This window comes from Clostridium sp. AF12-41 (assembly GCF_003461685.1).
GTDB lineage: Bacteria > Bacillota > Clostridia > Lachnospirales > Lachnospiraceae > Otoolea > Otoolea fessa.
In genome coordinates this window covers 1-13981 of record NZ_QTXO01000009.1, presented here as the reverse complement: position 1 = coordinate 13981, position 13981 = coordinate 1, and the positions used below count along the sequence as shown (strand labels likewise).

At 49.0% G+C, this 13981-nt stretch carries 19 protein-coding genes and 1 pseudogene; all 20 read right to left on the bottom strand.

Going from position 1 to position 13981, the window contains the following annotated elements; all coding sequences use genetic code 11:
• Positions 1–26 precede the first annotated feature (26 nt).
• Positions 27–602, bottom strand: coding sequence for a 4Fe-4S binding protein (locus DWV73_RS11910; protein ID WP_117796821.1), 576 nt, complete (start codon positions 600–602; stop codon positions 27–29).
• Positions 599–802 carry a 4Fe-4S binding protein gene (locus DWV73_RS11905; RefSeq protein ID WP_107000759.1) on the bottom strand — a complete coding sequence of 68 codons (204 nt, stop codon included), beginning with the start codon at positions 800–802 and terminating at the stop codon, positions 599–601. Before DWV73_RS11905 ends, DWV73_RS11910 begins: the two co-directional genes overlap by 4 nt.
• 12 nt (positions 803–814) lie before the next feature.
• Positions 815–1060: a ferredoxin-thioredoxin reductase catalytic domain-containing protein gene (locus tag DWV73_RS11900; RefSeq protein ID WP_107001011.1), complete on the bottom strand. Its 246-nt coding sequence runs from the start codon at positions 1058–1060 to the stop codon at positions 815–817.
• 132 nt (positions 1061–1192) lie between these two features.
• Positions 1193–1351 (bottom strand): rubredoxin, encoded by a 159-nt coding sequence (locus DWV73_RS11895; protein ID WP_107000760.1) that lies wholly within the window; start codon positions 1349–1351, stop codon positions 1193–1195.
• Positions 1352–1440: 89 nt separating this feature from the next.
• Positions 1441–1653, bottom strand: coding sequence for a DUF6219 family protein (locus tag DWV73_RS11890; protein ID WP_107000761.1), 213 nt, complete (start codon positions 1651–1653; stop codon positions 1441–1443).
• A 76-nt stretch (positions 1654–1729) separates the two neighbouring features.
• A complete protein-coding gene (locus tag DWV73_RS11885) occupies positions 1730–2104 on the bottom strand; it encodes a desulfoferrodoxin family protein (protein WP_107000762.1) in 375 nt (124 codons plus the stop codon).
• Between the two features lie 20 nt (positions 2105–2124).
• Positions 2125–2667: a rubrerythrin gene (gene rbr, locus DWV73_RS11880; protein ID WP_107000763.1), complete on the bottom strand. Its 543-nt coding sequence runs from the start codon at positions 2665–2667 to the stop codon at positions 2125–2127.
• Between the two features lie 79 nt (positions 2668–2746).
• Positions 2747–3403: a Crp/Fnr family transcriptional regulator gene (locus DWV73_RS11875; RefSeq protein WP_107000764.1), complete on the bottom strand. Its 657-nt coding sequence runs from the start codon at positions 3401–3403 to the stop codon at positions 2747–2749.
• Between the two features lies 1 nt (position 3404).
• Positions 3405–4184: a DUF134 domain-containing protein gene (locus DWV73_RS11870; RefSeq protein WP_117796820.1), complete on the bottom strand. Its 780-nt coding sequence runs from the start codon at positions 4182–4184 to the stop codon at positions 3405–3407.
• Positions 4185–4371: 187 nt separating this feature from the next.
• Positions 4372–5682, bottom strand: a pseudogene (locus DWV73_RS11865) (DUF87 domain-containing protein); the annotation flags it as partial.
• A complete protein-coding gene (locus DWV73_RS11860; protein WP_270523471.1) occupies positions 5669–6175 on the bottom strand; it encodes a helix-turn-helix domain-containing protein in 507 nt (168 codons plus the stop codon). The gene DWV73_RS11860 and the pseudogene DWV73_RS11865, both read right to left, overlap by 14 nt.
• A 22-nt stretch (positions 6176–6197) precedes the next feature.
• Positions 6198–6365: a hypothetical protein gene (locus DWV73_RS12785; protein ID WP_002576412.1), complete on the bottom strand. Its 168-nt coding sequence runs from the start codon at positions 6363–6365 to the stop codon at positions 6198–6200.
• Positions 6362–7192 carry a phage antirepressor KilAC domain-containing protein gene (locus DWV73_RS11855; protein WP_107000766.1) on the bottom strand — a complete coding sequence of 277 codons (831 nt, stop codon included), beginning with the start codon at positions 7190–7192 and terminating at the stop codon, positions 6362–6364. The genes DWV73_RS12785 and DWV73_RS11855 overlap by 4 nt, the downstream gene beginning before the upstream one ends.
• Before the next feature lie 433 nt (positions 7193–7625).
• The gene (rpsI, locus tag DWV73_RS11850; protein WP_022358510.1) at positions 7626–8015 is read right to left on the bottom strand and encodes a 30S ribosomal protein S9; all 390 of its coding nucleotides are present in this window, start codon (positions 8013–8015) and stop codon (positions 7626–7628) included.
• Positions 8016–8043: 28 nt separating this feature from the next.
• Positions 8044–8478: a 50S ribosomal protein L13 gene (rplM, locus tag DWV73_RS11845; RefSeq protein ID WP_107000767.1), complete on the bottom strand. Its 435-nt coding sequence runs from the start codon at positions 8476–8478 to the stop codon at positions 8044–8046.
• A 403-nt stretch (positions 8479–8881) separates the two neighbouring features.
• Positions 8882–9691 carry a putative hydro-lyase gene (locus DWV73_RS11840; protein WP_022358508.1) on the bottom strand — a complete coding sequence of 270 codons (810 nt, stop codon included), beginning with the start codon at positions 9689–9691 and terminating at the stop codon, positions 8882–8884.
• Positions 9692–9727: 36 nt separating this feature from the next.
• A complete protein-coding gene (locus DWV73_RS11835; RefSeq protein WP_117796819.1) occupies positions 9728–10825 on the bottom strand; it encodes a biotin-dependent carboxyltransferase family protein in 1098 nt (365 codons plus the stop codon).
• A gap of 2 nt (positions 10826–10827) precedes the next feature.
• Positions 10828–11556 (bottom strand): 5-oxoprolinase subunit PxpB, encoded by a 729-nt coding sequence (pxpB, locus tag DWV73_RS11830; RefSeq protein ID WP_022358506.1) that lies wholly within the window; start codon positions 11554–11556, stop codon positions 10828–10830.
• Positions 11557–11779: 223 nt separating this feature from the next.
• Positions 11780–13003 (bottom strand): NRAMP family divalent metal transporter, encoded by a 1224-nt coding sequence (locus DWV73_RS11825; protein ID WP_117796818.1) that lies wholly within the window; start codon positions 13001–13003, stop codon positions 11780–11782.
• A gap of 24 nt (positions 13004–13027) precedes the next feature.
• Positions 13028–13789: a 5-oxoprolinase subunit PxpA gene (locus DWV73_RS11820; RefSeq protein ID WP_022358636.1), complete on the bottom strand. Its 762-nt coding sequence runs from the start codon at positions 13787–13789 to the stop codon at positions 13028–13030.
• Positions 13790–13981 lie beyond the last annotated feature (192 nt).

Here is a 13981-nt window from a genome sequence, read left to right as displayed (position 1 = left end):
GTAAGGCTCCTTTCTGTTATCTTTGTTTATTCTTTGTTTTTCAGCTTGCAAATCCCCTGCGTCATGGTTCCCATGGGGCAGAAGGCACACCATGTACGGGGCTTGTAGAGCACCATGACGATGAGGCCGATGAGCAGCGAGGTCAGCATGAGGCTGTAAAAGCCGAAGCTGAATTGGGCTACCCAGTCTGTCACCGTTCCGGCGGTGTAGGCCCAGCCCCACGGCACACGGAAGGTCCAGAACAGCTTAATGGCCTCCCGCAGGGACGAAGTACCCGCAGCGACCAGATATGTCTGAAACACCATGTTGCCGAACATCGTCAGGAAAAAGATCAAAAAGCCATAACGGAACCACTTGGAGGACATCCAGCGGGGCGTGGGCTTGCAGCGGGAGCATTTAAGGTCTGTCCCCAGCTTGCTGAACAGTTGACCCCGTCCGCAGAGGTGGTTGCAAAAGTATTTGTTCCCACCAAAGATGGCTAAGAACAGCGGCAGAAGAAAATCGATCATGCCCAGCCACGCGAACAGGATATTGAAAAAGCCCAGTGCAAAATAGATGATTGCATATACCCACAGATAATCGTACCAATGCTTTACTTTCATGCGTCAGCCCTCACTTTCACCTCAATGCAGCCGACGGGACAGATCTTTGCGCACTTGCCGCAGCCTACGCATCGTTCCGCCTCCACAGCGGCGTAGCAGCCGCGGCGCACCTTGACGGCCCCCAGTGGACAGGTATTTTCACACACGCCGCAGGCGACGCACCGCGTCTTATCTATGGCGGCCAGTTTCTTTGACAGCATAGCGTTCCTCCCTTAATCCTGCAAGGATTTGTAATAGAGCATACAGTGGCAGAATCCCTCGAAGCCCGGATCTGCAATTTGATCCTTAAACTCCTGGCACATACATTTGGTCGCCTCTGTGCTCTCCCTGCGGCAGGGGCAGTACCCGCCGGTGCGCTTGAGTCCTTCTCTGATGGTGCTGACAATCTCCTGATCGGAATTGAGCTTGATTTTCATGTTCGCCACCTCTTTCTTGTTGATTGATTGTGGCTTTATCATACCGCAGTACAAAGCATTTTTCTGTGACGAGGTTACGTTACGGCAAATTTTTATATAAGTGAGAAAGAGCCGTGAAGCGGTATCTTACATACTGCTTCACGGCTCTTTGTTTATAGGTTTTGTTGTGCTTCCTTACTCAGCCACAGAAAACTGGTCTTTGCCAACAAAACATAAGGGGCATTCAAAATCATCCGGAATATCTTCCCATTTTGTACCCGGTGCAATGCCGCCTTCCGGATAGCCATTTTCTTCGTCGTATTCCCAACCACACACATCGCATACATATTTCATAATGAAATTCTTCTTTCTTGTTTTTTATTTCGCACACAACATTAGCCCGACTTTATCGTCATCAGAAACAATAACGATTCCTATCTTACTCAAAGAATATCCACAGCTTCCGCTTGTTTTACTCTCTTTGTTTTCTTATTCCCTGAAATCATTTTATGACCCGTATATACTGCCATAACCATGCAGATCAAGGAACTAAGCGCAAGGTACTTATGCGTTGTTTTTGAGCCTTTATATCCAGTGCAAAAAGTTCCAAACATGGTAATTACCGCTCCGATTGACCAATATTTATGTGCTTTCATGACTTGTTTGCCTCCTGCCTGCAATACATGACATTCAGTTCTCTATGTTGGTTCTAAGATACCATGCGCGGAACGATCACGCTTTCCACAGACTGTGGAGGTTGCAGTAGGCGTAGACCGCCTCGACTTCGTCGCCCTCGCAGAGCGCAAAGCAGACCTCCGGCTTCTCGCCCGGGTGCAGTTCCTTGCGCTGGTTGCCCTGATTGGTGTGGAGGGACACCCACTCGATGTAGTGCTCCGGCAGCATGGGATGCTCTACGGAGCCGACCTTGACATGAACGATGCCGTTTTCCACAGTCCAGACAGGGACGTGCTTCTCCACGGCGGCGTCGGTGGTACCGGGGATGATCTCGCTCATCGGCTCACCGCAACAGATGACGGGAACGCCCGTGTCCTTGACCTTGGCAATGATGTTGCCGCAATGCTTGCAAATGTAAAACTTCTGCTCCATGATTCGTTCTCCTTTTCTCTTTAATAGTTTTCTGCGTGAATTTCAAAGTAGCTCTGGGGATGGTTGCAGGTCGGGCAGACCTCCGGTGCTTTCTCACCGATCACGATATGCCCGCAGTTGCGGCACTCCCATACCTTGACCTCACTCTTGGCGAAGACCTCCGCCATCTCCACATTGTGCAGCAGGGCACGGTAGCGCTCCTCATGATGCTTTTCAATGGCGGCTACCAGGCGGAAACGCTGGGCCAGCTCATGGAAACCCTCCTCGTCGGCGGTTTTGGCAAAGCCGTCGTACATATCCGTCCACTCGTAGTTCTCGCCCTCAGCGGCGGAGAGAAGGTTTTCGGCGGTGTCGCCAATGCCGTTCAGCTCTTTGAACCACAGCTTGGCGTGTTCCTTCTCATTATCAGCGGTTTTGAGGAACAGCGCCGCGATCTGCTCGTAGCCTTCCTTCTTGGCCTTGGATGCAAAATAGGTGTATTTGTTGCGCGCCTCGGACTCACCGGCAAAGGCAGCCATCAGGTTTTTTTCGGTTTGAGTTCCTGCGTATTTCGTTTCTTTCATGGCGGATACTCCTTCCTGTTTTTCTGCTTTTATTGTAGCAAATCTATGATTTTCTTCTGTAACGAAGTCACATTTCTTTTTATTTTAGACGATTTAGTCTGTTCTTATCCCGCAGCGTGATTGCACCACGCTTCAGCTCCACCAGCCCGTCCTCCGAGAAGCTTTTGAGCATCCGTGCCACTGCCTCCCGTGCCGAGCTGATGTGCTGGGCGATCTGCTCATGGGTCATGCGTATCGTGTCGGAGCCGGTACGTTCCGCTTCGGCAAAGAGAAATTCTGCCAGCCGCTGATCCAATCCCTTGAACATAATCTGCTGCATCGCCCACATCACATCAGAAAACCGTTTCGTTGCCAGTTCATAAAGAAAACAGCGGACATGGAGATTTTTCTCCTTGAGTGCAGCAATGACATTTGCAGAGATAATCAGAATGTCCGTATCCATTCCGGCAGTCATTTGTGTATCAAAGGTGATCTGACTGATCACGCAGGAGGCGGAAAGCACGCATAGTTCGCCCGGATACAGGCGGAACAGCGTTACCTCCCGCCCCTCATCAGAGAGAAGATAGGTGCGGATCTCGCCGGAAAGAATAAACAGCATTCCGAGACATTCATTGTCGCTGCTGTGAACGAACGCACCCTTTTTATAATGACGGACAAAGGCACTTCGGCGTAGTGTGTCCATTTCGCGTTCGGTCAAGGATGACCAGAACGGAAGTTGTGTCAGTGTGCGTTCCATATCAATGGCAGCTATGCTTGCCGCAGCCGTGGTCACCGCAGGAGTGACCAGCCTCGCCGTGTTCATGGTCATGGTGGTCACAGTGAACATTGGGATCGTAGCCCAAACTTCCGTTGAGCAATGCGCTCACCGCCGCGTCAGCGTCCCCGCTGACACCGCCGTAGAGCTTGATGCCCGCTTCGGCGAGTGCTGCCTGCGCACCGCCGCCGATGCCTCCGCAAATCAAAGTGTCCACGCCGTTCTGCATCAGGAATCCTGCCAGTGCGCCGTGACCGCTGCCGTTGGTATCAACGACTTCCGCATGGACGATTTTGCCGTCCACAGATTCATAAAGCTTGAACTGCTCGGTGTGACCGAAATGCTGAAAGATCTGACCGTTGTCATAGGTAACTGCAATTTTCATAATGGAATCTCCTTTGCAAGTTTTGCCTGATTTTTCCATGTTGGCTCTCTGCATCCGGCAGCAACGGCCGCAGTGAGCTGCCTCCTGTCCTCCGCAGATGCGGTAGTTTCCCCCGGTGATGTGCAGCGGTTTCCCGTGGACAAGACACGCTACGATCTTGCTCCGTGCGCTTTCGTAAATCTCCTGCACGGTAGAGCGGGAAATCTCCATTTGAGCGGCACACTGCTCGTGGGTTTGCTGCTCCAAGTCAACCAGCCGAATGACCTCGTATTCGTCCAGCGTCAGCAGGATCGGCTCGGTATTCTCGCACCCGTTAGGACAGAATGTATCGACCTGTGGTACGCCACAAATTCGACGGCACCGTGGCGGTCTTGGCATGGGAGCTTTCCTCCCTTTGTATTCGGTATATTCCGATTATAGCACTTTGAGCAGAAAAAGCAATTTTTCAAAAGCTGCTACATTTTCCGTCCTCATATGTGTGCTGGCTGATATTCGGTGTCGAAGACTACGTGTGAGCCATGTTCGTATTGTCAGATTATCTACATTTGACAGAACTTCGCAGGGTATCCTCTTCCGAATAGTTCGCATTGATGTCCATCGGGTTGATATACTGCGCGCTGGAAGGGCTGATTTTAATGACCTGCCCCTCAAATTTCTTCACCAGTGCCGTGTACTCGGCTTCCGGATCGCACACAATTACATCGTCATCCGTCACCAGAAACGCATTGGCGATTTCTCGCTTGGCAGAGAAGGATTTACCGGAACCGGGAGTACCCAGAATCAGCCCGTTGGGGTTTTTGAGCTTTTTCCGGTCAACCATAATCAGGTTGTTGGACAGAGCATTCAGCCCATAGTACAGAGCCTCTTTCCCGGTCTGAAACAGTTCCTGGGTGGTAAACGGAACGAAAATTGCCGTGCTGCTGGTAGTCATGCTGCGCTGAATCTCAATCAGGTTCTGTGCCAGCGGCAGACAGCTCATCAGCCCCTGCTCCTGCTGAAAGCCCAGACGGCGCAGGTTGCAGTTGTACTTCTGCGCGATACTGGAAGCTTGAAACACATTGGTTTCCAGCTCCTGCTCCGTCTCGCCGGTATTCATCACCAGAAAGGTCAGCAGGAACATACGCTCATTCTGGCTCTGCAATTCCTTCAGCAGTGCCTTTGCGTCCCTGCCGTAAGTTGCCAAATCTGACGGAATGATGTCCATATCGTATCCGGAACGGACAGCTTTCTTCTGTTCCTCAATCTTGGAACGATCCAGCTCCGTAATGGTGTGCTTGATGGATTTGATTGCTTTGTTCTGGTCTACCGACTGAATGTGCATGGTCACAATCTGGCTGGATTCCATATCCAGAAAGTCCTTCAGCAGCTGATCCGACAGGTCGGAAGCCGTAATCTGGAGATAGGACATGGAACCATACATCCCACCCATCTGAAAAACACGGTTCTTCGGAAAGGCAAACCCGGTCGGGGCAATAAAGTCCTTTACCGACAGCCCGCTCTCCGGCAGCCACTTCCAATCGAAATTGAATCGGTCATGGTCACCCATGTGGAACATATCGTGCATCAGATGAAGCCGTTCCTTACCGTTCAGCAATTTTGCCCGGACACCCAAGCGTTTGAAGTTGTTCATCAGGTCGATCTCAATGTGATTGAGCCTCGGCTTTGCCTGTTTCATGGATTCTGCTTCAATGCCAAACGTCAGGTACTTTGTCTTGGTCAGGCCGTTGTTGCCCTGGGCAAGCTGGCGGCGCAGCATGGTGCTGTACTCCGTGCGCACCGGATTGAAATGATCCTTCTGGTACGGGATGCGCACCATCTTCTCAAAATTCGAGGCATCCGTAGCCATATTCATAAAAGAAAGCTCAAAGCGGATACTCAGAGAGCCGTTCCACCCGCATCTGATAATCTCTTGGGAACTCCTGCCGGAGCTTGCCGTATTCCGTGTCAGAGAGAAGGACATTTTCGTATGAGCCATACCGGTGCTGGATTTCCTTCTTCTCTCTTTTATTGATTGTTTCAGTACTTGTTCTATTAGTACTTAATTGCGCGGGATTTTCCGTAACCGGTGTGTCCGTATCCGGATTTACCGTATACGGCTTTTCCGTACACGGCTTTTTCCTTGGCATCTCATAGATCACATACTCCGCTCTGCCCATCCGACCGTTACTCTCACGCTGCTGGTTCCTTTCCAGATATCCAAGACGTTCCAGTTCTTTCAGAGCTGTAAGCACCCCATCTACGCCATCCGGTGTAATCGAAGATAATCCCCGTACCGAATAGTTCCATGTGTCCGGTAAACTGAGCAGCATAGAGAGAAGTCCTTTTCCTTTCAGGCTGAGACCCTGATCCCGCAGGTGGTAATTGCACATCGTTGTGTAATTGCTGTTTTTCTCAACCCTGAATACCGGCATGGTGCTCACCATCCTTTTTCGCAGGCTCCGTTTTTTTCTTCGGACATTTGCGCGGACGATCTTCGCTGTCCTCCCGTCGATGGTATTTGCCGGTATCCTGCATCATGCGTTCAAACGCCTGAAGGCGTCCCTCTGTAAAAAGCGTCATTCGATCACACCCCATTTCTTAAACAACTTGAAGAGATGATTCTTTCCCTTGCAGGTCACTCTCGTCTGCTGCACCAGTTTTCCGCTTCTGCCGTAGCAATCCCGGACAATAAAATAGCCCCTTGCAGATTTGTCTGCAAAAGGCATCAGCCAGCCGCTTGGACTGCGGTACAGATAGCGATGATCCAGTAAGAGAGCTACTGCCGTCTTCTCCGGGATTCCGATTTCCTTACAGAAATTCCGGATGCAGGTACAATCCTCCGAATTCACAAAGGTGTCGAAGTAGTCTGCCTTGGGCTGTGCCGCATCCAGCTGTTTGCGGATACCCTCAAGCTGCTCTCTCTCGGCCACAAGCTCCTTCGCCAGGGTGTAGATGACCTCCGGATGCTGAATCACCTGATCCAAAATAGAATCGCTCATATACACACCATGCTTTCGGATGGACGGGAGAACTTCATCAAACACCCAGTGTTCAAACCGTTCTGCCGATGGCAGCTTGCTGTGAACGATCAGCCGATAAACATCACCTTCCGTGATAAAGGAGATTTCAACGACCTGCTCTCCAGCATCTCCATACTGATTCACCTTCTGAACGACCCCCTCGCGTTTCGTTAGGGGGCCTCTACAATGGCGTTTCACTGCGGCGTAGGGATTCACATATCCCAACGCTTTCGCCACGTCGCTTGCACAGAAGAAGGTCTTGCCTGCCTCCTGTAACAACCGGATCGAACCAAACTCCTGGTTCTCAAACACCTCCATCATCTGCCTCGACTGTCCGCCATGACTGCCCACATCGGTGTCATGGGTCTTCTGATTGAAATCCGTCATACCTGTTACCTCCTACTCAAATTTGTCTCGCCGGATTTCGGGCGAAAAAAATAAAGCCTCGACCCATTCTCGTTTTCAAAGAATGAGCCAAGGCTCTATGTAACAGGATACCTGATATCATTTTTTTGCAGATTTCGTCAGAACTCGCCAAACGAATCCGACACCATTTTTCATTCCGTTTCAGCCGGATTTTTCCCGAAAATCTGTCAAGGATATGGGGCGAATTTCCCCTCCAAAATGGCCTTCTGTAAACCCATTTTCCCACCCATTAGGCTCAAAAATAGACCGTAAACCCATGGTAAACCCATCAAAATGGGCTAATTTGAAGTCAAATTTCCTCAAATTTCACCATCGGAATCAGGTGATTTCAGGCATAGAAAAAGCCCGGAAAATGGCGTATTTCCGGGCTTTTTTAGCATTATTAAGCTGTAGATTATCGCTTGCTGAACTGCGGAGCGCGACGAGCTGCTTTGAGACCGTATTTCTTACGCTCTTTCATTCTCGGGTCACGAGTTAAGAAGCCTGCTTTCTTCAGTACCGGACGGTAATCAGCGTCTGCCTGAAGAAGTGCACGGGAGATGCCGTGTCTTACAGCGCCAGCCTGACCTGTGAAGCCGCCGCCACGTACATTTACAAGTACATCGAACTTATCAACTGTCTCGGTTGCTACGAGCGGCTGACGAACAACCACTTTCAGGGTCTCAAGACCAAAGTACTCATCGATGTCTCTTTTATTGATAGTAATCTTGCCGGTTCCCGGTACAAGGTATACTCTAGCGATAGATTTTTTTCTTCTGCCTGTTCCGTAAAATTTGTTAGCCATTATAGTTTCCTCCTTCCAGTGCCTTTAATTAAAACTTGATTTCTAAAACTTCCGGCTTCTGAGCTGCCTGCTCGTGCTCCGGACCTGCGTATACATGAAGTTTTGTAATCATGCTTCTTCCTAAAGGTCCCTTTGGAAGCATACCTTTAACTGCTAACTCGATAACCTTCTCCGGCTTCTTAGCCATCATTTCACGAAGGGTTGTCTCTCTCATGCCACCTACATAATCAGAGTGATTGTAGTAGATTTTCTGATCCATCTTCTTACCAGTTACTTTGATCTTCTCTGCGTTTACTACGATTACATAATCGCCGCAATCCATGTGCGGTGTGAAGATCGGTTTGTTCTTGCCTCTTAATACCTTTGCTACCTCAGATGCAAGACGACCTAATGTATATCCTGTAGCGTCAACTACATACCATTTTCTTTCGATTGTTGCTGGACTAGCCATAAAACTCTTCATTGGTTGACCTCCTGTTTTACTTCATATAATTGAGATTAACTATATCATGAAATGCCTGCTCCGGGGCTTTGGTGCCGACATCTTCCTGACTCATGTCATACTGACTTATTATATTACACGCTTCCGGACGTGTCAAGCGGTTTTTCCTTGAAAATACAAGGTTTTTTCCCCGGATTTACAAGATAAGTTCGTTTCATTCCATGCATCTGATATACGCATGGGATACACATGAAAAAGGAAGACTTCCTCCTCTCAGATTCCATCTTCCCTTTTCGCCGCTTTTTAGGTTGGTAATGAACTTTTTCTCTTTTCTCAAGAGAATTTATTTGAAGGAGACTGGGAAATCTCCGTCAAACCTTATTTTTCGATAAAACCGTTCCTGCAATGGCAGAACCGATTCTGCCTATTTCTGCTTCTTCGCCTCCAGATAATCATTCAGCTCCGTATTCAGGACATTGGTAATGAACATATGTCCCGGTGCGTGGGTAATGACTAACGGAAGTTTTGCATTTTCAATCGCTGCCTGAGGGGTAACGCCGCAAGCCCAGAATACCGGGATCTCACCCTCGCGGATCTCGACTGGATCGCCATAGTCTGGTTTGGAAATATCCTTGATACCGATCGCTGCCGGATCGCCGATCTGGACCGGACCGCCGTGTACATTTGGATAACGGTCTGTGATCTCTTTGGCTTTCTGTGCGTTTTCTGGGGTCATGGGACGCATGCTGACAACCATCGGTCCCTTGAACACGCCGGCGCTCTCACACTGGATGTTAGTCTTGTACATGGAAACATTGCAGCCCTGCGCGATATGGCGCACTTCAATGCCGGCTTTCATAAGCGCCTCCTCAAAGGAGAAGCTGCAGCCAATCAGGAATGCAACCGAATCTTCTTTCCAATAAGAAGAAACATCTGTCACCTCATCGACTTTCACACCGTCGCGGTAAATGAAATATTTCGGGATGTCCGTCACGATGCTCGCGCCCTCGCCCATATCGTGGATATCCGGTGTGCCCTCTACGACTTCCAGGATTGGACACGGTTTCGGGTTCTTTCTTGCAAATTCTTTAAAATCATCCGCGTACTTCTTCGGCAGGATAACCAGATTTGCCTGTGCATATCCGGCACACATGCCAGCCGTCGGGCGGGTAATCTCGCCAGTCCGAATCAGTTTCCATACTTCCGGTGGTGTCATTTTGCTATAATCTGCCATATACGTTCCCTCCATATCTTTCAATACATCTGAGGTTTATCTGAATCTTTCAGTCTCTTCCTCTAATTCAACCATATATTCAGTTCCATCGATCACAACCCGGTAGGTTCCAATCGGATTCCAGTATCTCTTCGATTCACATCCAACCGCTACCTGAATCACCGCATCGAGTTCTCCGCACGGTTCCGGTACTTTTGCCAATTCTTCTTTGAGTGCCTTGAGTTTTTCCACCTGCTCAATGTAGAGCTTCTGTGCTTCCTCAACCGTTACTTTCTGGAAATGTACTTTATAACCCGGTCTGGACTGTGCAACCAGCGGAAGATCCACAGAGATAACGCCAGCAATCTTCGTATAACCGCCGGTGGTCTGATGATCCGCCATCATGATAATCGGTTGTCCGTGGGACGGCACCTGAATCGCACCAAAGGCGATACCGTCTGTGATAATATCGCCGCCATTTTTATGCTCGATGACCTCGCCCTCGAGACGGCAGCCCATACGGTCGGACTCATTCGTAAATGCATATGTGCTGCTTAAGAAAGTCTCTACACCTTTCTCGGTAAAGCAGTCATCCTGCGGTCCCATGACAACGCGGATGGTTTTCTCAGTCTGGGAGAAGTCCTCCGGCGTCACTTTTCTCTTTCTCATATTTGGAAGGGTCGTCTTCGGAGCGGCAAAACCAATCTCGTCCCCGCCACCGATCTTTCTTCCCTGATAACCGCCTACTTTCAGCTTTAAGTTGGTGGATTTGCTGCCCATCTGTACCGGGATATCCAGCCCGCCTGCTACTGCAATGTACACGCGGCTTCCACTTGTCATACCGGCAAAGTTCATGGAATCGCCCTTATGTACTAAAACTGCCTGATACATCGGAAGATCTTTTCCATTTACCTTTGGAACCAGATTACCGCCGGTTACTGCGATAATATTGTCTTCTGTAAATTCCATCATCGGTCCCATCAGGGTTACCTCCAGAACCGCCTCGTTTTCATCATTTCCCACTAAAATATTCGCGATCGCTGCGGAACGCTGATCCATAACGCCTGATACAGACATACCGGACTCCTGATAGCCGGTGCGTCCCATGTCCTGTACGGTTGTGAGGAATCCGCCGCTTGCAAACTTAATGCCCATCTTTATACCTCCTTATCGTACACAACGTATTTGTAGGTTCCATCTTCGACTTCTTTTTCGATCTTTTTATACTCTTCCTCGGTTACTGCAGCAAACTTGATATACTGTCCCGCTTCCAGAAGCACTGGTTTCTCGCGGTCTGCATCATAGAGTTTTAACGGAGTCCGTCCAATTAACTGCCAGCCTCCCGGAGATGCTACCGGGTAGATACCGGTCTGCTCACCGGCAATACCGACGGAGCCGCCCTCAATCTTCACTCTCGGGCTCTTCAGACGCGGGGTTGCGATCTCTTTGCTCATGCCGCCCAGATATGGGAATCCAGCGATGAATCCAATCATGTAGATTAGATATTCTTCAGATGTATGAATCTTGATGACCTCTTCCACGGTCTTGTGATTGTGCTCCGCAACATTTTCAATATCCGGACCCATCTCTCCGCCGTAGAGAACCGGAATTTCGATAACAGTTGGCGGCGGGATCGGAATGCTGGATAAGGAACCCATCAATTTATCAAATTTTTCTGTGAGTGCCTTGAATCCGATCACTTCCGGATGATAATGTACTAATAAGGAGCGGTATGTCGGAACCGTCTCCACAATTCCCGGTATATCGCTTTTTTCAACCGCAATCTTGAATGCGCGGATTTTCTTGTTGATCTCCGGGCTGATTTCATTGCCAAACTCAACGCACACAGCGCTGTCGCCCGCTACAAGGTATCTTACCTCGCTCATATATACCTCCTGTCAGATAAACGAAGCCCCCGCCTGCCTGTTCTGCTTTTCTTCGAAAAACCTAAAAACTGCTTCCGACCCAACAAGCCAGTTACAGGGAAACGCCCGGCAGACCTGCTGCCATAAGCCAGCCATCTGCGTGCTCATCCAGCCAGTCCGCCGGGCGCCTGTCCGTTTAATCGTTTTTTATTATTTTACCACATTTTTTGCATTTTTTCATTCATTAACCAAAGATGGTAAGAATCTTCGGCAGAGCCTTGATTCCGGAGTAACCGGTCAGAAGAACAACGCATACACCAAGTACGATGAGTACGGTCGGATGTTTGTAATTTTCACCGACGATATCTTTCCTGCGGCTTGCCAGAAGAATGACAAGCAGTGTAATCGGAAGAATCAGTCCGTTTACGGAACCTGCCAGAACCAGAAGAGTTGCCGGCTGTCCAAGTAATGTCATGATAACGGTCGATACAGCGATGAAGCCGATAACGAACCATTTCTCATTCTCCATGATGAACGGATGCAGGGTCTTTAAGAAGGATACGGATGTATACGCTGCACCGATGATGGAGGTGATAGCTGCAAACAGGATAACCAGACCGAAGATCTTGTAACCGATGATGCCTGCGCCTGCCTTAAAAGCTGCTGCTGGCGGGCTTGCTACCCATGCTTCGCTTCCAACTACTTCCGGAGTTGCTGTAACAACGCCTAAAACTGCGAGGAACAGTAAAATTCTCATAACTCCCGATACGCTGATGCCCATTAATACGGAGCGGCGAACATGCGGAAGATCCTTGGTTCCGGAGAAACCTGCATCCAGAAGACGATGTGCACCGGAGAATGTGATGTAACCGCCGCAGCTTCCGCCAAGCAAGGTAATAATCGGGAATACCAGGTTCGGGAATTCGTTCAGATGTCCAACACTGCCGATTGCCTCAACAACCGGAGGTTTGGAACGGAATGCTACATAAAGTACGGTAACAATCATGATGCTTCCTAAGTATTTGGTCAGCTTATCCATGAAGTTTTTCGCATCCTTGGATAAGAAGATCAGAATACCGATGACACCGGCTACAACGGTTCCGACTTTCAGCGGAAAACCGAATACGATGTTAAAACCGGTTGCGGCGCCGCCGACGTTACCGATATTGAATACCAGACCGCCGAGAGACACAAGGAACGCGATGAAATATCCGAGTCCCGGAACAACTTTATTTGCGATATCCTGTCCACGCATACCGGACACACCGATGATGGACCAGATATTTAACTGGGTTGTAACATCCAGAAGAATGGTACAGATGATTGCCAGTGCGAAAATAGAGCCGTACTGACCGGTAAAGGTTGCGGTCTGCGTCAGGAAACCAGGTCCGATCGCGGACGTTGCCATCAGGAACGCGGCGCCAATCAGGGCTGTCGTGTTCGCATTACTTTTTTTCTTTTCTCCCATATTTCTCTTCTCCTTACATATGTATTAGCGGAACAGATTTTTAATCTCCACTCCCTCGGCTACCAGGGTCTCACGAATGTTCTTTACGAACTCCAGCGCTTTTGGGTTGTCTCCGTGTACACAGATGGAATCTGCCTTGATGGAAATGTCGTTTCCGTTGATGCTCTCAACTTTTCCTTCTTTTACCATTCTTACGACACGTTTGATTGCCAGGTCTTTATCTTTGATGACTGCTCCCGGAAGTTTTCTGGAAACCAGGGTTCCGTCATCGTTGTATGCACGGTCTGCGAACACCTCGCTCGCTGCCTGTAAACCAACCTCCTCAGCCGCCTTGATCATCTGGGATCCTGCCAGACCCATGAAGATGATATCTTTATCTACTTCATAGACTGCTTCACACATCGCTCTCGCCAGCTTCTCATCAACAGCTGCCATGTTGTAGAATGCACCGTGTGGTTTTACGTGCTGGATTTTTACGCCTTGGCTCTTAGTAAATGCGCTCAATGCGCCGAGCTGGTATTTCAGATATGCTTTCGCTTCTTCCGGAGTTACCACCATGTTTCTTCGACCGAAGCCCATCAGATCCGGAAATCCCGGATGTGCTCCTACTGCGGTTCCGTATTTCTTTGCCAATGCGATGGTCTTATCCATAACCATCGGATCACCTGCATGCCATCCACAGGCTACGTTGGCGGAAGACACGTACTGAAGAATTTCTTCATCCATACCAATCGTATAGTTACCGAAGCTCTCACCTAAATCACTGTTTAAATCGACATAAAACATGGTTCATTCCTCCCTTTCTTAGCTCACACATCTCATTTTTGCGGCTTAGCGTTTCTTCTGTCTGTTTTCAACAACCATCGGAAACTATTTTTAAGATGAGATGTTTTTTGTATGTTCCCCTTGTTTTTTTGCTTCTAATGATATTTTATCTGACTTTTATGTATTTTTCAATCATAATTTTAATATTTTTTA